Here is a 23,872-nt window from a genome sequence, read left to right as displayed (position 1 = left end):
TCATGTAAGTCCTGTGTAGAACGTTGCCAATCGGTGGGGACATTACAGCGCAATGACCAAGACAGAAGCCGCTCAGGTTGATGGCCCCATTGTGCGATGCGTGCGCCTGATCCGGCTGCTTGCCGAGATCGACACGGACATTTCAATCAAGGATGCCGCCGAACATCTCGAACTGCCGGCGAGCACCACCCATCGGCTCCTCCGAGTGCTGTCGCAGGAAGGGATGGTATCGAAGGACCCGCGTACGTCGCGTTATCGCGCCGGTCTCGATCTCGAACGCCTGGGTTCGCTGCTGGCTTTCAAGAATGGCTTCAGGGATATTGCACGACCCTATCTCCAACGCGTCGCCGACCAGTGCGAAGAGGCCTGCATGTTCGTCGCCTACCTGCCGGCGACACAGCAGGTGAGCGTGATGGCTGCCGTCAATTCGCGACACCCCCTGCGTTATGAGATCGAACTGTACGTTCCCCATTCCGTAGTTTGGGGGGCGACGGGTCGATCGATTTACGCTTTCCTGCCAGAGGAGGAGCAGCGGTCGATCGCAGATCGCGCAGGCAATTCACCGGCTTCCGGCAAGCCCTTGCCTGCATGGGAGGAGCTCAAGCCAGAGCTCGATGCTATCCGCAATCGCGGCTACGCCTTTACGCGCGGGGAGAAGGTAAAGGGCGCGGTGGGGATCGGCGCGCCTATTTATAACGGCTCGGGAGTGGTGCTGGGGAGCTTTTGCATAACGGTCCCTGAAATCCGCTTCGATGATGGAAAGGAGCAGGTTTTGTCCAAGCTTCTCCTTGATGAGACGGCAAGATTTCGCGCGTCAGTGGGTCGCACAACGGCTTGATTGAAACTGATGAGGCGATTGGGCCGCGGTCAGTTTGTTTTGCCCCTGAGCTGATCTGGGTGGAAAGCGGACAATGGGCGAATGGCAGCACCGTGCTGCAACGAGGCGAGATGGCTAGAGGCTCGCCGCTTCCAGGAAGGCGGCCGCCGCTTGGAGGCCGTCTTCGGATTGGACCCCGGCGCCGAGCGCACCGGATTGACGTTGCCCCCAGCTTCTATCCAGCGTGATGTAGACTCGGGCGGTTGGTTTGGCCGATCTGGCCGGGGTGAGCGACGGGGGCTGGCGCGGAGCTGGTCATTGAGCGGAGCGGCAAGCCGGCACCCGGCCATGATGGCAAACCTGACAGCGGTGTCATAACCTTCACTCAACTGCGAGAAGAGCAGGCGTTCTTCCCGATCGCTGGCCTCGCGCACGCGCTCCTTGGGCTCCTTTGGTCGGTGCTCCGACCAGTCGATGTCCTGAACGGGACATTTTCAAACCTTGCTGGCGCGGCGCAGGATTTTTTTCAGCAGTTCGGTCGTTGACCGGTTCACCGTGGCGTTGGAAACCAGACCATGTTCACGCTCACCGTTCCCGACGTCGCGCCTGTCCATCCTCCTTTTCGCGACCACTTGCGCAACCAGATCGTTACCAATCTGCGAGCTCAGCGTTTTTGCGCCGACGCGGTCGATCAGACGTTCGACGTCCCTAAGGGAGGTCAGAGCGTTCTTGTGATGCTGCCCAACTTGCTCCATCCACAGAAGTGCCATGGCTTCAAAGGTCATGTCCGACTGGGGACGTCGGGATTCCATGTCCTTTCGAGCGGCTGCCTTGAGCCGGTCTTCTTCCCTCTTGGCCTCTCGCTGGTTAGCCGCTCCCGTATTGCCCGCAAACCGGATTCCACCGACGAAGAAATCGTAAGAGTATTCCTTGGCGTTCTTACGTTCGAAGATGGACATCCTTGGCGCCTCCTTTCTCTGATGAAATCGTCCAGATCGGCTTGGTGCACGCGGATCACTGACCGGTAGGGTCCTTTTCGCCGGAGCCCGATGAGGATACCAGCGTGATCCAGGAACCGTCACGACGACGAAATAGCTCGGCGGATATCCTGGGTCAGTCGACTGGCCTCCGCTTCAACTCTGGTCGAGCGGCAAAACCGGTGTATCTACTCTTGTCGGGGCTCATCGATACTAGACCCGTAGATTGTAGCAAACTTTATGCTCTCAATGCGCAAATACTTTGCTTGGACAACGCGCTAGGTCAATGTGAGGATGCTGTTGCAGAATGCCGCCTGTTGCGCCGCCACTCCGCGACGTTCAGATACGAGGCTCCTGCGATAAGGCGGCTCCCGATGCGCCATTCTTTAGAGCTCTTGGCTCTCTTTTAGACCATCACGCGTGGTGACTACCGAACACGATATCAGGAGAAGAGAAGTGAAAATTGCAGTGTTTCTCATGGTCAGCGGGGTCCTCGGCATCTGCGTGTCTCCGGCGCTGGCTGAAGATTACAAGGTCCAGATGCTGAACCAGGATACGCACGGCCGGGCGATGCAATTCGAGCCCGCCTTCCTCAAAGTAGCCCTCGGCGACACGGTGACTTTTGTGACAACCTACAAGGGGCACAATTCCGAATCCATCCTGACACTCATGCCCGAAGGTGTTGAGGCATGGAAGGGTAAGATCAATGAGGAGATCACTGTGCTGTTCGAGACGGAGGGTCTCTATGCCTACAAGTGCCAGCCGCATTTAGGCTTGGGGATGGTGGGACTAATCCAGGTCGGCGATGCGCCCGCACAGCTTAACCAAGCCGATGTTGAAAGTCTTCCGCTGCGCGCGGAGAAGCGCTTGGTCGACCTACTCGCGGAGGCGGAAGCCGCAAACGGTCAGTAAAGAGGCCGACTGTCCGGTCTCCAACTTGTGCCGAAGGGGGCGTTGGAACGTTGCTCGCAAGATCTACGGCGTCGATCGTCTTGTCTACCATAGCCGCTCCATTTCCCTGCGCATCATTGCCGTTCGATCTTGGGCGGAGTGATTGAGACAGCGCTGCTGCGCTTCCAGTTTTTTGTCCGTCGATGCTTGCTCCCGCGTCTCCTTACGAGACGACCTGGTTCGTACTGATGGTGGTCAACATGACAAAAATTGCGAAAAATCCAAAAAACCTGCTTTCCGACTCTGAAAGGGAAGTCGGAGACGCTTCTGGTGACGGCTCTAATGGCGCACCAACGAACGCGTCCCTGTTCAGGCGACGCCCCACGGCGAGATGAGCACGGCAAGTACCCTGGCCTTGGCCGCTACCTCACCCCGCACACCCTCCCGCGCAGCGGGTTAGTTCTCCGACCCCATTCCGGTCGTTCGAACCCCTAGCGCGCATTCCTAAAAGCTGCCGTTGACCGTCGCAACGGACGCAAAACATGTCCGCGCACCTAACATCCACTAGACCAACGAAGCGCCGCCATCCACCAACACCGACTGACCCGTCGCGTAGCCGCTGAACATGTCCCGGTATTTGCTCAGGCGCAAGCTCGGTCTCACTCGGCTTAGCAGGAGTGTAGTAGCCCCCATGCGATCGGCCCGCGCAGCGATGTCGCCATAAACGCAAGACGCTGGTGCGTCAGGTGGTCCGGTCGTCGATGAGCGGCGTTGGCTTGGCCAGCCCGGTCAGCCCCTTGATGTCGGTAAGCTCGATTGTGGCGCCGTCGACATGGACGCCAAATTGCCGAAGGGTTGCAAAGGCGCGCGACAGATTTTCCGGCGTCATCCCCAGCAGGGCCGCCAGCGTGCGCTTGTCATGGGGCAATGAAATGCGGCCATGGGCACCCTGGTCGGCATGATATTTCAGCAGCCGGTTCGCCAATCTTTCCACCGCTGTGCGCAGCTTCAGGTTCTTGTGCTCCTTGATCGTCGACCGATAGCAATCGGCCAGTTCAACGACGAGGGCGCGCGCGAAGCCCTCATCGGTCTCAAAGGCCGTGCGAATATCCTGCGCGGGGATCATCAGCACGCGTGACTTCTTGGTGGTGCGGGCCGACATCAGATTGACCGCATCCTTGAGCACGGCAGCCAGAATGAATGTGCCAATCGGATGGACCATGGCCAGGGTGGCTTCGCGGCCATTGGCCGTGGCAAACAATTCGACGCATCCCTCGATCACCACGAACAGAAAATCGGCACGATCGCCCTCGGTGATCAGTTGAACCTGCTCGGGGAAGGTCTGCAGATAGGCCGCCTGACTCAGCGTGGCGAAATTGTCCTCCCGCATGCTCTTGAAGAGATGCAGCTCGCGGATGTGCGGAAAATCACTCAGGCGCATTGCAGTCCCCCCAATTGATGCACATCAATTTACTAGTTGATATTTTTGCATCCACCTTACGCGATTGTAAAGTTCGCAGGTCGTATTGGCGCAGTCCATGATGACGCATGGGGGTGATCGACTTGTTTTCGCGGCATGACTTCCATTAATTGATCCAGATCAAAGTTCTTGCAAACATCAAACTGAATTGTTGCTCCCAAACCGGCCTGCGGGCTCAGGTTCGCGCACCGTGGGGGAGCAGATTACATGACGACGCTGACTAGAGTTACCCGCAGCCAACAGAGCACGGCGCTGGGCCTGAGTACCTTTGCGTTCACGGTGTGCTTCGCCGTTTGGACGATTTTTTCGATCATTGGTGTGCAGATCAAGCAGGATCTGGGGCTATCCGAAACCGAGTTCGGTCTGCTCGTCGCCACGCCGATCCTGACGGGCTCCCTGAGCCGCGTGCTGCTGGGCATCTGGACTGATCAATATGGTGGCCGCCGGGTGTTCAGCCTGGTGATGCTGGCATCGGCGGCGGCCACCTGGCTGCTGGCGAGCGTGACGACCTATCAGTGGTTTCTCGTGGCGGCCCTGGGCGTAGGCCTGGCGGGTGGTGGCTTCTCGGTGGGCGTGGCCTATGTGTCGAAATGGTTTCCCGCCGAGAAACAGGGCACAGCCCTGGGAATATTTGGTGTCGGTAATCTGGGCGCAGCCGTAACGAGTTTCGGAGCGCCCTTTTTGCTGGTGGCCTTTGGCTGGCAGCAGACGGCCCAGGTCTATGCCCTGGTGCTGGCGGCAGTCGGCGTCTTGTTCTTCGTGCTGGCCAAGGATGACCCCGCATTGCAGGCGCGCCGGGCGGCCGGGCGGAAGCCTCGGTCAATCATGGCACAACTCGAACCGCTCAAGAGCATCCAGGTCTGGCGGTTTTCGCTGTACTATTTCTTCGTCTTTGGCGCCTTCGTCGCCCTGGCGCTGTGGCTGCCGCGCTACCTGATCGGCGTTTACGGCCTCGACATTCGCACCGCCGGTGTATTGGCCGCCTTCTATTCGGTTCCCGCCAGCATCTTCCGCGCCTATGGCGGACATCTGTCGGACAAATATGGTGCGCGCACGATCCTGTACTGGACCTTCGGCGTCGCCATGCTGTGCACCTTCATGCTGGCCTACCCGCAGACTGACTACGTCATTCACGGCATTGACGGACCGATCGCCTTCTCGACGGAAATGGGACTGGTGCCCTTCGTCTTTGCCGTGTTCTTGCTGGGCTTCTTCATGTCGCTGGGCAAGGCGGCCGTCTACAAGCACATCCCCGTCTATTATCCCGAAAATGTCGGCTCGGTCGGGGGATTGGTCGGCATGGTTGGCGGTCTTGGCGGTTTTGTTCTGCCCATCGTCTTCGGCGTGATGAACGATCTCACCGGCATCTGGACCAGTGCCTTCGCGCTATTGTTCCTGATTGCGACGGTGTCAATGCTCTGGATGCATTTCACGGTCCGGGCCATGGAGAAATCCGCTGCAGCCGGAACGGCGACAACACTGCCGCAACTGCCTGAAATGCAGCCGATTCACGACAGCACGAAGGTTCCCGGAGCGTCCAAGACCATTGTTGACTGGCGCCCCGAGGATGCCGAGTTCTGGGAGAGCAAAGGCAAGGCGATTGCCCGGCGCAATCTGTGGATTTCGATCCCGAGCCTGCTGCTGGCTTTCGCCGTCTGGATGGTGTGGAGCGTGGTGATCGCCAAGCTGCCGGCGATCGGTTTCGACTATACCATGGACCAGCTGTTCTGGCTGGCGGCGCTGCCCGGGCTGTCGGGCGCAACGCTGCGCATTTTCTACTCCTTCATGGTGCCCATTCTGGGGGGGCGCCTGTGGACGACCATTACCACGGCCTCCCTGCTGCTGCCGGCCTTCGGCATCGGCTACGCGGTGCAGAATCCGGAAACGCCCTATCTGATCTTTCTGGTGCTGGCGCTGCTATGCGGGCTTGGTGGCGGCAATTTTGCCTCGTCCATGGCCAATATCAGCTTCTTCTTCCCCAAAAAGGAGAAGGGCAACGCCCTGGCACTGAATGCAGGGCTGGGCAATCTCGGCGTCTCGGTGATGCAGTTTCTGGTGCCGGTCGTCATCACCACCAGCATTTTTGGCGTCCTTGGCGGGGAACCGCAACAGGTCGATGAAGGCACGCGCCTGTGGGTGCAGAATGCCGGCTTTATCTGGGTGCCGTTCCTGATTGTCACCACGCTGCTGGCCTGGTTCGGTATGGATGACATTGCCTCGGCCAAAGCCTCGTTCCGCGATCAGGCGGTGATCTTCGGGCGCAAGGACAACTGGATCATGTGCTGGCTCTATACCGGCACCTTCGGATCGTTCATCGGCTATTCTGCCGGGTTCCCACTGCTGGCCCAGACCCAGTTCCCCGAGGTCAATTCCCTGCAGTTTGTCTTCCTGGGCCCCCTGGTCGGCGCATTGTCCCGCGCCGGCACCGGCTGGATTTCGGACCGCTGGGGCGGCGGACGCGTCACCGTCTGGACCTTTGTAGCGATGATGATCGCGGTCGGCGGGGTAATCTATTTCCTCGCCACCAAAGAGCAACCCGGCGCGTTCTGGGGCTTCTTTGCCTGCTTCATGGTGCTGTTTCTCGCCACCGGCGTCGGCAATGCTTCCACCTTCCAGATGATCCCCGTGATCATGCATCAGGAAGTCAAACGCACCATGCCCGAGCTTGATGCGACGGCAATCGCCCGTCAGGGCGACAAGGAAAGTGCGGCCATTATCGGCTTCACCTCGGCGGTTGCCGCCTATGGCGCCTTCTTCATTCCCAAAGCCTACGGCTCCTCGATCGATATGACCGGTGGCCCCGAGGCAGCGCTTTGGGGCTTCATGATCTTCTACGCCACCTGCGTGCTGATGACCTGGTGGGTCTATACCCGCCCCGGCGGCAGCCTGCATGAGATCGAACGGAGACACCCTGTCACCGCTACACCAAACATTGCTCGTTGAGGGAGCCCACTATGTCTCTTTTGCTTGATCGACTGAATTTTCTTGCCCGCAAGAATGTCGACAAATTCTCTGGCGGTCACGGTGTGACCACCAATGAAAACCGGGACTGGGAAGACTCCTACCGCAAGCGCTGGCAGCACGACAAGATCGTCCGCTCCACCCATGGGGTGAACTGTACGGGCTCGTGCTCGTGGAAAATCTACGTCAAGGGCGGGATCGTCACCTGGGAAACCCAGCAGACCGACTATCCCCGCACCCGGCCCGATCTACCCAATCATGAACCGCGCGGCTGCGCCAGAGGCGCCAGCTATTCCTGGTACATGTACTCCGCCAACCGGGTGAAATATCCGCTGATCCGGTCGCGTCTGCTCAAGCTCTGGCGTGCGGCCCGGGTGATCCGGACGCCGGTGGCCGCCTGGGCGTCCATTGTCGAGGACAAGAGCCAGCGCGGTGCCTACACCAAGATCCGCGGCCATGGCGGCTTCGTGCGGGCAAATTGGGAAGAAGCCAACGAGATCATCGCCGCCGCCAATGCCTATACCGTACGCAAGTACGGGCCGGATCGGGTTATCGGCTTTTCGCCGATCCCGGCCATGTCGATGATTTCCTATGCCGCGGGCTCGCGTTATCTCTCGCTGATGGGCGGGGTCTGCCTGTCGTTCTACGACTGGTATTGTGATCTGCCGCCGGCTTCTCCCCAGACCTGGGGCGAACAGACCGACGTGCCCGAGAGCGCCGATTGGTACAATGCAGGCTTTCTTATGCTGTGGGGCTCCAACGTTCCGCAAACCCGGACGCCGGACGCGCATTTTTACACCGAGGCCCGCTACAAGGGTGCAAAATCGGTGGTGATATCGCCCGACTATTCCGAAGCAGCCAAGTTTTCCGATCTCTGGTTGCACCCCACGCAGGGGACCGACTCCGCCCTGGCCATGGCGATGGGCCATGTCATTCTCAGGGAGTTCCACCTTGACCGCCAGGCGGAGTATTTCGAGGATTATTGCCGCCGCTATACCGACATGCCGATGCTGGTGCGGCTGGTTGAGCAGAATGGAACCCTGGTCCCGGAGCGTCTGGTTCGCGCGTCTGACTTCAAGGACAAGCTGGGCGAAACCAACAATGCTGAATGGAAGACCGTCGGTATCGACGAAAATACCGGCCAGGTCATGGCCCCCAATGGCTCCGTCGGTCATCGCTGGGGCGATCCGGGCAATTGGAACCTTGAACAGAAAGACGGTAAGGGGGCTCCACTCCATCTGAAGCTGAGCCTGATCCTTCCCGAGGATCGGGACAGCGTCGCCGAGGTCGCTTTCCCCTATTTCGGCAATCGCGAACATGACCATTTCGCCGGAACCGACCATGACAGTGTGCTGGTACGTTCCGTGCCGGCCAAGCGGGTTCTGCTCAATGACGGCGAGGCATTGGTAGCCACCGTATTTGATCTTATGGCGGCCAATTACGGGCTGGACCGGGGCATTGGTGGGGCCAATGTCGCCAAGACCTATGACGAGAATGTGCCCTACACACCGGCCTGGGCCGAAAAGATCACCGGTGTTTCCAAAGAGAACATCATCGCGGTGGCGCGTGAGTTTGCCGACAATGCCGAGAAGACCGAAGGGCGATCAATGGTCATTCTGGGGGCCGGGATCAACCATTGGTATCACATGGACATGACCTATCGGGGGATCATCAATCTCCTGATCATGTGCGGTTGCATCGGCAAGTCGGGTGGCGGCTGGAGCCACTACGTGGGGCAGGAGAAGCTGCGCCCGCAAACCGGCTGGCTGCCTTTGGCCTTTGGCCTCGACTGGGGTCGCCCGCCGCGCCAGATGAACGGGACGTCCTTCTTCTATGCCCATTCCGATCAGTGGCGCTACGAAACCCTCAATGTGAAGGAGATTCTGTCCCCGACCGCGCCGCAGGGCGATTGGGACGCCAGCCTGATCGACTACAATATCCGGGCCGAGCGCATGGGCTGGCTGCCCTCCGCGCCGCAGTTGGAGACCAATCCGCTCGATATCGCCAAGGCCGCGGCCAAAGCGAAGAAGCCACCCGCCGAATATGTGGCCGCCAGCCTGAAGTCGGGGCGGCTCAAAATGAGCTGCGAGGATCCCGACAATCCGGTGAACTGGCCGCGCAACATGTTCATCTGGCGCTCCAACCTGCTGGGCTCCTCGGGCAAGGGGCATGAATACCTGCTCAAGCATCTGCTCGGCACCACCCATGGGGTTATGGGCAAGGATCTGGGTGCGGAGGGTGTGCAGCAGTCCAAGGAAGCCAATTGGCATGACACAGCGCCCGAGGGCAAACTCGACCTGCTGGTGACCCTTGATTTCCGCATGTCGACCACCTGTGTCTACTCCGACATCGTTCTGCCGACTGCCACCTGGTATGAAAAGAACGATCTCAATACCTCCGACATGCATCCCTTCATCCACCCGCTTTCCAGCGCGGCCGATCCTGCCTGGGAGGCGCGGAGCGACTGGGAAATTTTCAAAGGCCTGGCCAAGAGCTTTTCCGACATCGCCCCCGAAGTGCTGGGTGTGGAGAAGGACACCGTGCTGCTGCCGATCCAGCATGACACCGCCGGTGAAATGGCCCAGCCCTTTGACGTTGCCGACTGGAAAAAGGGCGAAATTGACCCGATGCCGGGCAAGACAATGCCCAATGTCGTCGTCGTCGAACGCGATTATCCCAATCTGTACAAGCGGTTTACGGCCGTCGGTCCGCTGCTGAATACGCTGGGGAATGGTGGCAAGGGCATTGGCTGGAACACCGAGCATGAGGTGGACGCGCTCGGCAAGCTCAATGGCGTGGTCACCGAAGCCGGGCCAACGCTGGGCATGCCCCGGATCGACACCGATATCGACGCCACCGAAGTGGTGCTGATGCTGGCGCCGGAAACCAATGGTGAAGTGGCGGTCAAGGCGTGGGAAGCACTGAGCAAATTCACCGGTCGCGAGCATGCCCACCTGGCGCTCCCCAAGGAAGACGAGAAAATCCGCTTCCGCGACATTGTCGCCCAGCCGCGCAAGATCATCTCGTCACCGACCTGGTCGGGGATTGAAAGCGAGAAGGTTTGCTACAATGCCGGCTACACCAATGTGCACGAGTTGATCCCGTGGCGCACGCTGAGCGGCCGTCAGCAGCTCTATCAGGACCATCTGTGGATGCGGGCCTTTGGTGAGGCGCTCTGCGTCTATCGCCCGCCGATCGACACCAAGTCGGTCAAGCCGGTGATCGACAGCAAGCCGAACGGCGAAAAGCAGATCGTGCTGAACTTCATCACGCCGCACCAGAAGTGGGGCATCCACTCCACTTACACCGACAATCTGCTGATGCTGACGCTCAATCGGGGTGGCCCGGTCGTCTGGATCTCTGAAGTGGACGCCGCCAAGGCAGGCATTGTCGATAATGACTGGGTGGAAACCTACAACGCAAATGGCGCACTGGTCGCCCGAGCCGTGGTCTCCCAGCGCATGAAGGAGGGGACTCTGTACATGTATCACGCCCAGGAAAAGATCGTGAACACCCCCGGCTCGCAAATGACCGGCCACCGCGGCGGCATCCATAACTCGGTGACCCGGGCGGTGATCAAGCCGACCCACATGATCGGCGGCTATGCGCAGCTCTCCTATGGCTTCAACTACTACGGCACTGTCGGCTCCAATCGCGATGAGTTCGTCATCGTCCGAAAGATGACCAAGATCGATTGGCTCGAAGGTCCGCTGAAACAGAAGCTGGAGGCAGCAGAATGAGAATCCGCGCACAAATCGGCATGGTGCTCAATCTCGACAAGTGCATCGGCTGTCACACCTGTTCGGTGACCTGCAAGAACGTCTGGACCAACCGCGAAGGCGTCGAATACGCCTGGTTCAACAATGTCGAGACCAAGCCTGGCATCGGCTACCCCAAGGAATGGGAAAACCAGAAGAAGTGGAACGGCGGCTGGGTGCGCAAGGCCAATGGCAAGATCGAACCCAAGATCGGCGCCAAATGGCGGGTCCTGGCAAAAATCTTCGCCAACCCCGACCTGCCGGAAATCGACGACTATTACGAGCCGTTCGATTTCGACTACGCCCATCTGCAGACCGCCGGTGAAGTCGAAGCCTTCCCCACCGCGCGCCCACGCTCAAAGATCTCCGGCGAACGCATGGAAAAGATCGAGTGGGGCCCGAACTGGGAAGAAATCCTTGGCGGCGAATTCTCCAAGCGCTCGGTGGACAGCAATTTCGAGGGCATCGAGAAGGAGATTTACGGCCAGTTCGAAAATACCTTCATGATGTATCTGCCGCGCCTGTGCGAGCATTGCCTAAATCCAACCTGCGTTGCCGCCTGTCCTTCCGGGGCCATCTACAAGCGTGAGGATGATGGCATCGTTCTCATCGACCAGGAGAAGTGTCGCGGTTGGCGCATGTGCGTCTCCGGCTGCCCCTACAAGAAGATCTACTACAACTGGTCGTCCGGAAAATCCGAGAAATGCACCTTCTGCTATCCGCGCATCGAGGCCGGTTTGCCGACCGTGTGTTCGGAGACCTGTGTCGGCCGCATCCGCTATCTTGGCGTGTTGCTCTATGATGCAGATCGCATTGAGGAGGCCGCATCGACACCCGACGAAAAGGACCTGTACGACGCCCAGCTCTCGGTGTTCCTGGACCCCAATGATCCTGAAATCATTGCCGAAGCGCGCAAGCAGGGCATCCCCGAGGATTGGCTGAAGGCGGCAAGGCAGTCGCCAGTCTACAAGATGGCCATGGAATGGAAGGTGGCTTTCCCGCTGCATCCTGAATACCGCACCTTGCCGATGGTCTGGTATGTGCCGCCGCTCTCGCCGCTGCAGTCCGCTGCCGAAGCCGGCAAGATCGGCTGGGATGGTGGCCTGCCCGACGTCAAATCCATGCGCATTCCTGTCCGCTATCTCTCCAACCTGCTGACAGCGGGCAATGACGCGCCGGTGATCACGGCGCTCGAACGCATGCTCGCCATGCGCGCCTATATGCGCTCGAAAACCGTGGATGGCGTGATCGACGAGAACATCGCCGAAAGGGTCGGGCTGACCAGTGCGATAATCGACGAGATGTATCGCTATATGGCCATCGCCGATTACGAAGACCGCTTCGTCATCCCCACCAGCCATCGCGAGATTGGCGAGGATGCCTATGACCTGCGCGGCTCCTGCGGTTTCTCGTTCGGCAATGGCTGCTCGGGCGGTACATCGGACGCCGATCTCTTCGGCGCCAAGCGGCCGCGCACCGTGCAGACGCCAACAGCCTTCATCAACGGAGATCTGGGCAAATGACCAATGCACTCAAGCTACTCTCGGTCCTGTTGTCCTATCCCAGCAAGGATTTGCTGGCAGCCGGCGAGGAACTGCATGCAGCCCTGGCTGCTGATACGAGCATTGATGCACGCAGCCGGCTCTGGCTGGGCGCGCTGATCGACGATATTTGCGGCCGCGATCTTTATGATGCCGAGGAGCGCTACGTGCTCCTGTTTGACCGGACGCGGACCTTGTCGCTGCATCTGTTTGAGCATGTGCATGGTGAAAGCCGCGATCGCGGCCAGGCCATGGTTGATCTGGCGGCGATGTATGAAGCGCAGGGCTTTGAAATCGACGCCCGTGAACTGCCCGATTACCTGCCGCTGTTTCTTGAATATCTCTCGACCCAGTCGGCCGAGGAGACCCACAATCTGCTCGGCCAGACGCTGCACATCTACACCATTCTGCGGGAGCGGCTACAAGCGCGCGGCTCGATCTATGCCAACGCCATGCTGGTGCTGGAAGCGATCGCGGGCGGCAAGGCAGATGCGGCCATCGTCGCCGAACTGCGGCAACAGCCCGAAGACGATCCGCACGATCTGCAGGCGCTGGATGACATCTGGGAAGAGGAAGCCGTGACCTTCATGGCCGGCAAGGGGGCCGCCTGCGGGCCGGACCGCCTGCGCACCCAGTTGCGCGCCGCCCAACGCCCGCCGGAGCAACCCGAGACCAGGGGAGAACAGTAACATGACCGAATTTCTCAATGGCTTTGTTTTCGGCATCTATCCCTACATCGCCCTGACGGTCTTGGTGCTGGGCTCGGTGATCCGCTATGATCGCGAACCCTATACCTGGCGCTCCGGCTCAAGCCAGCTGTTGCGGCGCAAGCAACTGGTTGCCGGCTCCCTGCTGTTTCATCTCGGCGTGCTGGCTATCTTCGGTGGCCATGTGGTGGGTCTGCTGACGCCGATCTGGGTCTGGGACCTGCTGGGGGTCAGCCATGGCGCCAAGCAGATGGTGGCGATCATTCTTGGCGGCGTCGCCGGGATCGCCGGCATTGTCGGAGCGACATTGCTGATCCATCGCCGGTTCTTTGACGCCCGCATCCGCGCCTCGTCCAGCTTTGCCGACAACATGATCATCGTCATCCTGTGGGTTCAGCTGGCGCTTGGGCTTGGTACCATCTCGATATCCCTGCAGCATCTGGACGGGTACGAAATGGTCAAGTTCATGTCCTGGGCGCAGGGCATTTTCACCTTCAATCCGGACGCCGCAAGCTACGTCGCTGATGCCAACCTGATTTTCAAGGCACACATCACGCTGGGTCTGACGATCTTTGTTCTCTTCCCCTTCACCCGGCTTGTGCACATGCTGAGTGTCCCGATCCGCTATTTCTGGCGGCCAGGCTATCAGATCGTCCGCACCAAACGTCGCAATCCGGCGGAGTAGCACTCATGACAACACTTTTTGATCTGACAAACACCGTCGTGCCCACCGGAAAGGTGAAAGTGCCGCCTCGGCCTGCCGCCAAGCCACATGCGAAGATCTCGGTTGGCGGCGTTGAAATCACCGAAGACGCCATCCGTGACGAGGCCCAGCATCATCCCGCATCATCGCCTGCGGCCGCGTTCGATGCCGCTGCGCGGGCCCTTGTAGTGCGGGCGCTGCTGGTGAACGAAGCGGCTGCAAAAGGCATTGTGGTGACGCCCGAAAGCGTTGCGATCGGCAAGCGCGAAACCGATGAAGAGGCGGCCATCCGCGGCCTGCTCGATGCAGAGGTCCATACCCCGAGTGCCGATACCGAAGCGTGTCGTCGGTTTTACGACGCCAACCCCCGCAAATTCTGCTCGGAAACGCTCTATGAAGCCCGCCACATCCTGTTTGCGGCGCCCGAGTCTGCGCCCGAAAAGCGGCAACAGGCCAAGAGCCAGGCCGAAGCCGTGCTGGGCATTTTGGCCGAGGCGCCAGGGCGCTTTGCCGAACTGGCCCTTGAATTTTCCGCCTGTCCGTCAAAGGGGCAGGGGGGCAGTCTGGGCCAGTTGACCAAGGGATCAACCGTGCCCGAATTCGAGGCTGCCCTGTTCACCCTTGAGCCCGGGCAACTGGCCCCCACCCCGGTCGCCAGCCAGTTTGGCTATCATATCATCCGTCTCGAGCGCATCGTTGAAGGCAAGCAATTGCCGTTCGGCATGGTCGAGCCCCGGATTGCTGCCTGGCTGGAAGCATCGAGCTGGAGCCGGGCCGTGGCGCAATATGTCAGCATTCTTGCCAGCAAGGCTGACATCACCGGGATCAACATGAATGCTGCCGACGGGCCGCTGGTTCAGTAAAGGCATAGCGCATGACCCATGAGGGAGCTGGGCCGCTGGTTGATCGTTTTGGCCGGCAGGTCACCTATCTGCGCCTGTCGGTGACCGACCGGTGCGATCTACGCTGCACCTATTGCATGTCCGAGGACATGACCTTTCTGCCCCGTCGTGAGCTGCTGTCGCTGGAGGAGCTTTACCGGCTCAGCACGGTCTTTATCGGCCTCGGCGTGCGCAAGATCCGGATTACCGGCGGCGAGCCGCTGGTACGCAAGGGCATCGGGCATTTGTTCAATGCGCTGTCCCGCCATCTCGGCAATGACGATCTGGATGAAGTGGTGTTGACCACCAATGGCACCCAGTTGGCCCAGCATGCCACCATGCTGGCATCTGCTGGCGTCAGGCGGGTCAATGTCTCGCTCGACACGCTGGATGCCGGGCGCTATCGGCAGATTACCCGGGGCGGGCAGATCGAACGGGTGTTGGCGGGGATCGAGGCGGCATTGGCCGCGGGCCTGCATGTCAAACTCAATGCTGTTGCCATGCGCGGCAGTTTTGAGCGTGAAGTTGATGCCCTGATCCGCTTTGCCCATGGCCGGCACATGGACTTGACGCTGATCGAGGAAATGCCGCTTGGCCTGGCAGGCTTCGATAGGGCCAACACATATCTGCCGCTGGGACAATTGCGCCAGGACCTCGAAACGCGCTGGACATTGTCGCCACTGGCCGATGCGACCGGTGGGCCGGCCCGCTATCTGCGGGTGGCCGAGACCGGCGGGAGGTTGGGGTTGATCACGCCAATGTCGTGCAATTTCTGCCACAGCTGCAATCGGGCGCGGGTCAGTAGTGCCGGCCAGCTGTTTACCTGCATGGGGCAGGAGGGCTCTGTTGATCTGCGCGCGGCCCTGCGCGGCTCGGAAAGCAATATCGAGGTCGAGGGATTGATCCGCCAGGCGGTGGCGGCGAAGCCGGAGCGGCACAGCTTCGCCATTGCCGACACCAGTGTTTCCGGGGTCACCCGCACCATGTCAGCACTGGGTGGATAGCAAGATGCAGATTGGCGTTGTGACGATTTCCGACCGGGCCAGTCGGGGTGAATACGCGGACAAAAGCGGCCCGGCCATCGCGCTTTGGCTGAAAACGGCGATTTCCTCGCCCTATGATGTGGTGCGCGAGACGGTGCCGGACGGGCTGGAGTCGGTGCGGGACTGCGTGGTCCGGCTCTGTGACGAGTTGCAGGTTGACCTGATATTGACCACGGGTGGCACCGGGCCCAGTCCGCGCGATCTGACGCCCGAGGTCATGCAGGCGGTATCAAGCAAGGAACTGCCCGGGTTCGGCGAATTGATGCGGCGCGTCAGCTTCCAGCAGGTGCCCACTGCCATACTGTCTCGGCAGTCGGCCTATGTCCGGGGCAAGACGTTGATCATCAACCTTCCGGGTAGTCCCGGTGCCATCAATCTGTGTCTGCAGACCGTATTCCCCGCCGTTCCCTATTGTCTCGACCTGATCGGCGCGGGGCGGATAGACGTGGATCCGCTCGTTGTGGCCGCATATCGACCCAACAGCTGACGGGATCGGAGCGGCAAGCTGGCGCCAAAATTGGTGGCTGACTGCAGCGGATTTGTTGGTTGGTGACGCCTGATGTGACCGCGAGGTCATTGATGACCGGGATATCGAGGCTCCCAGTCCTTGTTCCTCTATTCAGGGTCTCTGGAGCGGGTGACATTGTCATGTCCGCCCTCTGCCTCTTCGGTCCAGTTCCGGGCCTCCAACATCTACGCATTTGTGCGAGAGTTCAGTAAACGCTATCGCCGCTATGCCGCCTTCCAACCGGCGACGCGCCTTCAGTTAAGAAGATCGCCCGCGTAGTTTGATTATCGTGCGGGAGCGGCACTGTGGCGATGCGCTTCGGGGACACCGGCACCTCGACTTCGCAGTCGACACGGTCGTTAACAATGTGGGTCTCCTGGGCCAGCAGCGGTTGGCGAGTCGCACCTCAACGCGCGGTATGTTTGGTCAGGCTGCGGGGCGTTCAATGCCGAACTGGGCCGGGTTTAGCACGAGATCGGCGAGTGTGTGCCGGTCCATCTCGTTGAGGAAAGCTGCCAGCGCCGTGCCGAGGATTCCCTTGAGCTGGCAGCTTGGTGTGAGGCGACACTGATAGGTGTCCCCGAAGCATTCAACTATGGAAAAGTCTGGTTTGGTTGAGCGAACTACATGGCCCAGGCCGATGGATTCTGGCGCTCGGGCCAGCATAAACCCTCCGGTGCGGCCCCTGACCGCCCTCAAGAAGTCATGTCGGGTAAGCAGGTTGGCAACCTTCATCAGGTGGTTCCGCGAGATCCCATAGACCGCGGCCGTCTCCTCGATTGTGACCAGACGATCAGAGTATGCCGCCGCATAGATGAGCAGTCGTAGTGCATAGTCAGTGAATTGTGTAAGGCGCATGGAATTCCTGAAAATGGCGCGGGCGCCCATCGGACCCAAACCAAGATCGCGCGTAACAATAAAAATTCAACCTCTCGGCGCCGCAGAATGATCGAGGGACTTTGTCTGCTGCGGGACGGGAGCGTCTGCAGATGATTCTCCCGGCAGTTTGTCCGCCCGGTTTTCGGGCTCAACTGCAGCGGCCGCTCTGCCCATTGGCAGGGAATGGCCCGTAGGGGCGTCAAGACAGTTCGGGAGCGGTTCCTGGAGGGACGCTGCGTCCGCCCTGGGCCCGGCGTCGTCCTGTCGCACCAAAACATGACTTTCTGAGAAAGCTCCTGGTGATAGGTGCAACCTCACTGATCCGCCGAGCCAGGCACAAGCCCGAGGCGGCAGACCTCACCTCTTGGCGTTGCTTGCCAGAAAGCCGGCGTGCGTGGCCAGTGTAGCCATGGCCAACAAAATGGCTCGCGTGGTCTGGGCGATCATGGCCCGCGGCGAGACTTACCAAGGTCGCCATGTCCCCCTAGAGGTCACGTTCTATCCCAGCCAGAAGCGGCCTCAGTTAGCGAGCACTTTGAGAGCCGATCCGTTTTGCTAGGGTCGACCGTCCCTCCAAACGAAGCGGCGATAAAGAGTGGAGCGGTCAACGCCCAGGGCACGAGCTGCGGCGGACAGGTTTCCTCTATGTTGCTCGACGGCCCTCCGCATCGCCATGTCCGTCAGCGACCCTAGGTCGCCATTGATCGCAGATGCAGGCGCATCAACCGGATGGCCGGAACGCGGAAGAGCCGAGGCCAAAACCGGCTCGTCCGGATCATGCAGCGCCGCGATGGACCGCAGGCAGCCGACCAGCTCTCGGAAATTTCCTGGCCAATGATGGTCCGCTAACTGGTCGCGCACCTCTGGGGTCAGCGGTCTATGCTGTTCAGCAAATTGGGACCATAGCGTCTCGACCAGATCACGCCGGTCGGGCATATCTGCCAGAGATGGCAGGGCGATGGTATATTGGGCAATGCGGAAATAGAGATCGGCGCGGAAAGTGCCAGCATCGACCATGGCGTTCAGATTGCGGTTGGTGGCGCAGATGGGCACGAAATCGGCCATTTGCGGCTTACCCCCGCCGAGTGGCGCGACTTCCTTGTCCTGCAGCACACGGAGCAGGCGGGATTGCAGCAGCAGCGGCATGTCCCCGATCTCGTCGAGAAATAGAATGCCGCCTTCGGCTTGCTGTACGAGACCTTTTGCACCGGATTTCTTCGCGCCGGTGAAGGCGCCGGATTCGTAGCCGAACAGCTCGGCCTCGATCAGGGATTCGGGGAGGGCAGCGCAGTTGATGGCGATGAAGGGCTTGCCGGCGCGGATGGTTTGGGCGTGCAGGTGACGGGCGAATACTTCTTTGCCAGCGCCGGTTTCTCCGGCGATCAGCAATGGGATTTGGGCATTGACGAGGCGGATCGCCTTGGCGAGATCGGTGCGCGTCTGTTGGGTGAGGAAGGGCGCGTTACGCTTCGGCTTTGTAACACGGGGCAGGGTGCCCGCAATGTGCAAGGGTGTGGAGCGGGGTTGCGACACCGCGGCGAAATAGCGTTCGCCATTGCGGGCGCGCAGTTCGCCGTGATCGATGACCAGGCCGGCGCCTTCGAAGATTTCCTCACGGCTGGATTGCCGCAATGCCTTGCGGTCGAGCCCAACGAGGTGAAGGGCGCGGCGGTTGCCGGCGATGAGCCTGTGGCCGTCGAAGACGAGAATGCCCTCGCGAGCTGTGCCCAGCAGGTCGGCGGATCGATGAAAGCGGACGACTGTCATCTCGTCGAAGCGGCGATTGAAGAAGCGGTGCTCGATCTGCTCCACAGCGAGCCGAACCAGACCCATGGCGTGGGTGTGCTCGGCCGAGGCGTGGCCCGACATATCGAGCACACCGGCAAGTTTGCCATAGGGGTCGAAGATGGGGGAGGCGGTACAATGCAGAATGCGGTGCGGCTCGAAGAAGTGCTCGGCGCCATGAACCTCGATTGCGCGACGCTCCGCAAGCGCAGTGCCGATGGCATTGGTCCCGGTAGACATTTCGGACCAGGCGACGCCGGGCCGGAGCGAAACCGCGGCGGCCTGACCGACAAATTCGGGGCTGCCGGCGGTATCCAGCACGAGGCCCTTGGCGTCGGTAAGAATGACGACGCTGTCGGTCAGCCTGGCCTCGGTACGGAGGGAGACCAGCTCGGATCGGGAGAGTAGGCGAAGCGTTTCGTTCTGCTCGTGCAGAACGCGCAATTCGGAGGCGCTCATGGCCTCGGCGCGGATGGTACTGCCGGCATCGAGCCCCCGTTCGGCGCAGCGCTGCCACGAGCGCAGGATAGGCGCCGGGACGAGCCCCTCGGGTAACGCATGGCCAGAGAAGAATTTTTCGCGCGCTACAGACATTGCCGCGTTGGACGCAAGGTTCATGCTCGTTTCCTCCCAGTTGTGGCAGTTTGCAACAGGTGTTGCACCGGCCATCCCTTCTGGTTGTGGCAAAGTGTTGCATCCGAACTCCCGATGCGTCCAGCACATTGCATGTCACGAATAGTTCGGCCTTCTTATCAACTGCTTAGCCGGTGCTGGCATGGCAATTGCAAGATGTCGGGCATACAAAAACAAGGGAGGATGCCATGAACAAACCGGAATTCCTGGGCCAGCGGACCAAATCTCCGTTCAAGCCCAAATACGGCAATTACATCGGCGGACAATGGTTGGACGCCTTGGATGGCGAGACCTTCGAAAATACTTCGCCCGTTACCGGTCAGGTAATCTGCGAAGTAGCGCGCTCAAAGGCCGCGGATGTGGAGAAAGCGTTGGACGCGGCGCACAAGGCGGCGCCGGCTTGGGGCAAGACCTCGGTGGCGCAGCGTGCCGTCATGCTCAACAAGATCGCCGACCGGATGGAGGAGCATCTGGACGAAATCGCGCTGGCCGAAACCTGGGACAATGGCAAACCGATCCGCGAGACGACTGCGGCCGACATTCCCCTGGCGATCGATCACTTCCGCTATTTCGCCGGGGCGATCCGGGCCCAGGAAGGCGGCATTTCCGAGATCGATAACGACACGGTCGCCTACCATTTCCACGAACCGCTCGGCGTGGTCGGGCAGATCATCCCATGGAATTTCCCGATCCTGATGGCGGTGTGGAAGCTGGCGCCCGCGCTAGCTGCCGGCAATGCGGTGGTCCTGAAGCCAGCCGAGCAGACGCCGGCCTCGATCCTGTTCCTGATGGAGTTGATCGAGGACATCCTGCCGCCGGGCGTCCTGAATATCGTCAATGGCTTCGGGCTCGAAGCGGGCAAGCCGCTGGCCAGCTCCAACCGTATCGCCAAGATCGCCTTTACCGGCGAGACGACGACAGGGCGGCTGATCATGCAATATGCCAGCCAGAACCTGATCCCGGTGACGCTGGAACTGGGCGGCAAGTCACCCAATATCTTCTTTGCCGACGTGCTTGCCGAGGATGATGACTTCTTCGACAAAGCGCTTGAAGGCTTCGCCATGTTTGCACTCAACCAGGGCGAGGTCTGTACCTGCCCCAGTCGCGCGCTGATCCAGGAGTCGGTCTATGACCGGTTCATGGAGCGAGCAATCAAGCGGGTGGAAGCGATCAAACAGGGCTCACCCTTCGAGATGAGCACCATGATCGGCGCGCAGGCGTCGAGCGAGCAGCTCGAAAAGATCCTAAGCTATTTCGACATTGGCAAACAGGAAGGCGCCAAGGTCCTGACCGGCGGCGAGCGCAACAATCTCGAAGGCGAATTGGCGGGCGGCTACTACGTCAAGCCAACGGTCTTTGAAGGCCATAATAAGATGCGCATTTTCCAGGAGGAGATCTTCGGGCCGGTCGTTTCGGTGACCACCTTCAAGGACGATGCCGAAGCCCTCGAAATTGCCAATGACACGCTCTACGGCCTTGGAGCAGGTGTGTGGACCCGGGATGCCAATCGGGCCTATCGGTTTGGCCGCGGCATCCAGGCCGGCCGCGTCTGGACCAATTGCTACCATGCCTATCCGGCCCATGCGGCCTTTGGGGGCTACAAACAATCCGGCATCGGCCGCGAGAACCATCTGATGATGCTCGACCATTACCAGCAGACCAAGAACATGCTGGTGAGCTACTCGCCCAAGAAGCTGGGCTTTTTCTAGGTTTGGCGGTCGATGTCAGGCGAGGGCCGCCGCTGGTCGCCCTCGCCGCACCAGTTCATTCCGGTGGGCGGCTTGACCTCCACCCCTAACTCTCCCCCAAGGCAAGCGGCCACCGGAGCGACGCTTTTGGGAGAAGGTCATGACCGACTACGTGGATCGCGTGGTGGCAACCCCTGCCGCCCTTGAGCTGATCGTCCAAATCGAAAAACGCCATGGCAAGGTGATGTTTCACCAGTCGGGAGGGTGCTGCGATGGTTCGTCGCCCATGTGCTACCCCGATGGCGACTTCATCCTTGGCGACCGGGACGTCAGGATGGGCGAGATCGGTGGGGCGCCGTTCTATATGTCGCCAAGCCAATTCCAATATTGGCAGCATACCCAACTCATCATCGACGCCATCCCGGGACGCGGGGGAATGTTTAGCCTCGACAATGGCACCGAGCGCCGTTTCCTCACCCGGTCCAGGCTCTTCACCGATGACGAGAACGAGAGAAAAAAACCGCTGGGCGCGGATTCACCTCCTTTGTAAATCCAGGCATTTCGGCCCCTGCTCGGGCCAGTCGGAGGCCTAAATCCCACGGGCTGCAGCGTCCGTCACTCGCATTTCGGGAGCGAGCCTCCATCCGGCACTGGGCCGGCATCGGCAGCCGGGATGAACCCCAATGATGTGAATACTGATCCAAATTTGACCCCGCAGACGGCATTGGCAGTCGCTCAAGTCCTAGACTTGCTGGCCTCAAGGTCGTAACCCCTCTGCCGATCGGCGTTGAACCCCGCGGCCGGTGCACAGTGCTTTCCCGTGCGGAAGGTGAGAACTGCCGCGGCACAAGCCGCCACCACCTTGGCAGTCACTTCCTTGTCCTGTCCCGTGGCGTTGTTCAGCCGCTCAATGGCCTGCAGCCAGAGCAGCAGCCGCGGCAGCTCATCCTGGATGGACTGCTGCAGGTCCCGTGCCCCGACCAATTTGGCCAATGCACTCCACTCTGCAGACACAAGGTGGAGATCGGCGTCGGAAGCGACTGTGCTGGGGATCTTCTCAGGGAGGCCGGGCGCTTTGGCCTGGAGCTTTTCTGCCAGGGCCGCAGCATAGGCCTGCTGACCTTCGGCATGACGCTTCCCCTCCGGCATCAGGATGATGTCCGGCCCAACCATGCGGCTGCCACAGCGGCCAGATCCTTGGACGTCAGCGGCGGGATCTGAATGACCTTGCAGCGGTCGCGGACGGTCCTGGGCACCTTGTCGAGATGGTTGCCGCGCAGCACCCAATTGACGAACCGCAGGTCGAGATCGACCTGCATGAAATGCTCACGCACCCGTCCAGCCGTCGCCGGCTCCAAAAACGGCAGCAAGGCTTCCGCCGGGTTTTCCCGGTCACCGCGGCTCACATCGGAGAGCTTGTCGAAGGTGCGGATCAAGACGACTCCGCCGAGCACCAATGCGCTGTCCCAAGACGGCTCCATAGTGACCGTGTTGACAATGTCGGTAGCCACTGAGAGCTCAGGACCGAGGAGGATGGTGCGCCTGAGTGTGCAGCGAACTTGGCGGTAGGCATCTCTGGCCGAGGGGTGACGAACATAGTTGAAACCCGCGCGCACGATGCCGACCACGATTACGAGAACGCCGACGACCTCAATGGTCCGCGTGGCAAAGTGCAAGGTTTGGGCGAAAAGCTGGTCCATCTGCCGCGTTCCTGTTCGTGCATGGGTCGGAAGCGGCTCTGGTAATTATGGCCTCGCCAATCAGGGCGATGATGCACTAGCACCCATCTTCAAATAGCAATAAGGGCTGGTGCCGTCCTTAGACTTTGATCGTCGTGTGGCCAGCAAGCCTCATTTCATCTTGCAAGTTTCCCGCAAGCTCACGACCGCACACGATGGTTTCTGCCTCCCAGAGCTTGCCATATGCGTGCGGTGCAGGGCGCCCGATCTTGGATTGATCCACAACCAGGATGCGATGACGCGCGCAGTCGAAAATGGCGCGTCTGGCGCGGACTTCCGCCATGTTGAAGTCCAGCATGTCTCCCGCAGGCGAGAGCCCTCCGACGCTGAAGACCGCGTAGTCGAGACACAGGCCAGCGAAGAAATCCACGCTCTCTAAGCCGATGAAGTCCAGATCCCGCAGCCGCACATTTCCACCGGCTAACGACACGGAAACCTTCGGCGCCAGATGCAGCGCAAGAACCGCGTGAATGCTGTTGGTGAATACCGTCAAACCCTCGTGGTGTGCCAGGGCCCGCGCGCAAGCCTCAACCGTCGTGCCGGTACCCAGGGCGATGGTCGCACCCGGCGCAATAGTGTTGGCAACCGCGTCACCGATTCTCGACTTTTCATCTCGCGACACCTCCAGCCGAGGCTCATAGCCGATATTGTCGCGAGGCGTCAGCAGATGCGCGGCGCCGTGGCGGCGCCTGACCGCTCCTTCTTCGTCCAGCATGCGCAGGTCGCTGCGGATCGTCTGCACCGAAACGGACAATAGATCGGCCAGCGCTAAGGCCGAAAGCGATTCATGGCTGGCCAATAGGCTTAGAATGCGATCATGACGGCGAGCGATATCCGAGTTTTTCATTTTCGTTCGAAGCTCTGAAAGCCGTCAGCATAGT

Annotated in this window: 19 protein-coding genes; 12 read left to right on the top strand and 7 right to left on the bottom strand. The window is 60.3% G+C overall.

What is annotated here, in order from left to right; all coding sequences use genetic code 11:
• Nucleotides 1–52: 52 nt before the first annotated feature.
• Complete coding sequence (locus tag ABFY71_RS17050) at nt 53–838, top strand: IclR family transcriptional regulator (protein WP_305578230.1); 786 nt, start codon at nt 53–55, stop codon at nt 836–838.
• Between the two features lie 473 nt (nt 839–1,311).
• Here the strand turns inward: ABFY71_RS17050 and ABFY71_RS17045 are convergent, their stop codons facing one another.
• A complete protein-coding gene (locus tag ABFY71_RS17045) occupies nt 1,312–1,776 on the bottom strand; it encodes a hypothetical protein (RefSeq protein ID WP_305578232.1) in 465 nt (154 codons plus the stop codon).
• Nucleotides 1,777–2,250: 474 nt separating this feature from the next.
• Here ABFY71_RS17045 and ABFY71_RS17040 point away from each other — a divergent pair, with 474 nt between their 5' ends.
• Complete coding sequence (locus ABFY71_RS17040) at nt 2,251–2,706, top strand: pseudoazurin (RefSeq protein WP_305578234.1); 456 nt, start codon at nt 2,251–2,253, stop codon at nt 2,704–2,706.
• 721 nt (nt 2,707–3,427) lie between these two features.
• Here ABFY71_RS17040 and ABFY71_RS17035 read toward each other — a convergent pair.
• Nucleotides 3,428–4,126: a cyclic nucleotide-binding domain-containing protein gene (locus tag ABFY71_RS17035; protein ID WP_305578236.1), complete on the bottom strand. Its 699-nt coding sequence runs from the start codon at nt 4,124–4,126 to the stop codon at nt 3,428–3,430.
• Between the two features lie 246 nt (nt 4,127–4,372).
• Between ABFY71_RS17035 and ABFY71_RS17030 the strand changes: the two genes are divergently transcribed.
• Genes ABFY71_RS17030 through mog form a run of 8 tightly spaced genes read left to right on the top strand, consistent with a single transcriptional unit; the run spans nt 4,373 to nt 16,246 of the window.
• Nucleotides 4,373–7,108 (top strand): nitrate/nitrite transporter, encoded by a 2,736-nt coding sequence (locus ABFY71_RS17030; protein WP_347947111.1) that lies wholly within the window; start codon nt 4,373–4,375, stop codon nt 7,106–7,108.
• 11 nt (nt 7,109–7,119) lie between these two features.
• Entirely contained in the window at nt 7,120–10,866 is a 3,747-nt protein-coding gene (locus ABFY71_RS17025) for a nitrate reductase subunit alpha (protein ID WP_347947110.1), read from the top strand.
• A complete protein-coding gene (gene narH, locus ABFY71_RS17020; RefSeq protein WP_347947109.1) occupies nt 10,863–12,407 on the top strand; it encodes a nitrate reductase subunit beta in 1,545 nt (514 codons plus the stop codon). Before ABFY71_RS17025 ends, narH begins: the two co-directional genes overlap by 4 nt.
• The gene (narJ, locus tag ABFY71_RS17015) at nt 12,404–13,114 is read left to right on the top strand and encodes a nitrate reductase molybdenum cofactor assembly chaperone (RefSeq protein WP_305578924.1); all 711 of its coding nucleotides are present in this window, start codon (nt 12,404–12,406) and stop codon (nt 13,112–13,114) included. Before narH ends, narJ begins: the two co-directional genes overlap by 4 nt.
• A 1-nt stretch (nt 13,115) precedes the next feature.
• On the top strand, nt 13,116–13,817 hold the full coding sequence (gene narI / locus ABFY71_RS17010; RefSeq protein WP_305578926.1) for a respiratory nitrate reductase subunit gamma: 702 nt from the start codon (nt 13,116–13,118) through the stop codon (nt 13,815–13,817).
• A gap of 5 nt (nt 13,818–13,822) precedes the next feature.
• Nucleotides 13,823–14,698 (top strand): peptidylprolyl isomerase, encoded by an 876-nt coding sequence (locus tag ABFY71_RS17005; RefSeq protein WP_347947108.1) that lies wholly within the window; start codon nt 13,823–13,825, stop codon nt 14,696–14,698.
• Nucleotides 14,699–14,709: 11 nt separating this feature from the next.
• Nucleotides 14,710–15,720 carry a GTP 3',8-cyclase MoaA gene (gene moaA / locus ABFY71_RS17000; protein ID WP_347947107.1) on the top strand — a complete coding sequence of 337 codons (1,011 nt, stop codon included), beginning with the start codon at nt 14,710–14,712 and terminating at the stop codon, nt 15,718–15,720.
• Nucleotides 15,721–15,724: 4 nt separating this feature from the next.
• On the top strand, nt 15,725–16,246 hold the full coding sequence (gene mog / locus ABFY71_RS16995) for a molybdopterin adenylyltransferase (RefSeq protein ID WP_305578932.1): 522 nt from the start codon (nt 15,725–15,727) through the stop codon (nt 16,244–16,246).
• Nucleotides 16,247–16,693: 447 nt separating this feature from the next.
• Here the strand turns inward: mog and ABFY71_RS16990 are convergent, their stop codons facing one another.
• Both ABFY71_RS16990 and ABFY71_RS16980 read right to left on the bottom strand, forming a co-directional pair.
• Nucleotides 16,694–17,125, bottom strand: a complete 432-nt coding sequence (locus ABFY71_RS16990; RefSeq protein WP_347947119.1) for an Rrf2 family transcriptional regulator — start codon at nt 17,123–17,125, stop codon at nt 16,694–16,696.
• A 576-nt stretch (nt 17,126–17,701) separates the two neighbouring features.
• The gene (locus ABFY71_RS16980) at nt 17,702–19,549 is read right to left on the bottom strand and encodes a sigma-54-dependent Fis family transcriptional regulator (RefSeq protein ID WP_347947106.1); all 1,848 of its coding nucleotides are present in this window, start codon (nt 19,547–19,549) and stop codon (nt 17,702–17,704) included.
• A gap of 203 nt (nt 19,550–19,752) precedes the next feature.
• On the opposite strand from ABFY71_RS16980, the gene adh reads away from it, so the two are divergent.
• Together adh and ABFY71_RS16970 are read left to right on the top strand one after the other, a co-directional pair.
• The gene (adh, locus tag ABFY71_RS16975) at nt 19,753–21,273 is read left to right on the top strand and encodes an aldehyde dehydrogenase (protein WP_347947105.1); all 1,521 of its coding nucleotides are present in this window, start codon (nt 19,753–19,755) and stop codon (nt 21,271–21,273) included.
• 139 nt (nt 21,274–21,412) lie between these two features.
• On the top strand, nt 21,413–21,802 hold the full coding sequence (locus tag ABFY71_RS16970; RefSeq protein WP_305578938.1) for a DUF779 domain-containing protein: 390 nt from the start codon (nt 21,413–21,415) through the stop codon (nt 21,800–21,802).
• 185 nt (nt 21,803–21,987) lie between these two features.
• Here the strand turns inward: ABFY71_RS16970 and ABFY71_RS16965 are convergent, their stop codons facing one another.
• The 3 genes from ABFY71_RS16965 to ABFY71_RS16955 all read right to left on the bottom strand — a co-directional run bounded on the left by ABFY71_RS16965 (nt 21,988) and on the right by ABFY71_RS16955 (nt 23,838).
• Entirely contained in the window at nt 21,988–22,401 is a 414-nt protein-coding gene (locus tag ABFY71_RS16965) for a hypothetical protein (protein ID WP_347947104.1), read from the bottom strand.
• Nucleotides 22,401–22,952, bottom strand: a complete 552-nt coding sequence (locus ABFY71_RS16960) for a DUF1622 domain-containing protein (RefSeq protein WP_305578942.1) — start codon at nt 22,950–22,952, stop codon at nt 22,401–22,403. Before ABFY71_RS16960 ends, ABFY71_RS16965 begins: the two co-directional genes overlap by 1 nt.
• Nucleotides 22,953–23,070: 118 nt before the next feature.
• Nucleotides 23,071–23,838, bottom strand: a complete 768-nt coding sequence (locus tag ABFY71_RS16955) for a DeoR/GlpR family DNA-binding transcription regulator (protein ID WP_347947103.1) — start codon at nt 23,836–23,838, stop codon at nt 23,071–23,073.
• Nucleotides 23,839–23,872 lie beyond the last annotated feature (34 nt).

Source organism: Devosia alba (genome assembly GCF_039938915.1).
GTDB lineage: Bacteria > Pseudomonadota > Alphaproteobacteria > Rhizobiales > Devosiaceae > Devosia > Devosia alba.
This window is presented reverse-complemented; position numbering and strand designations above follow the sequence as displayed.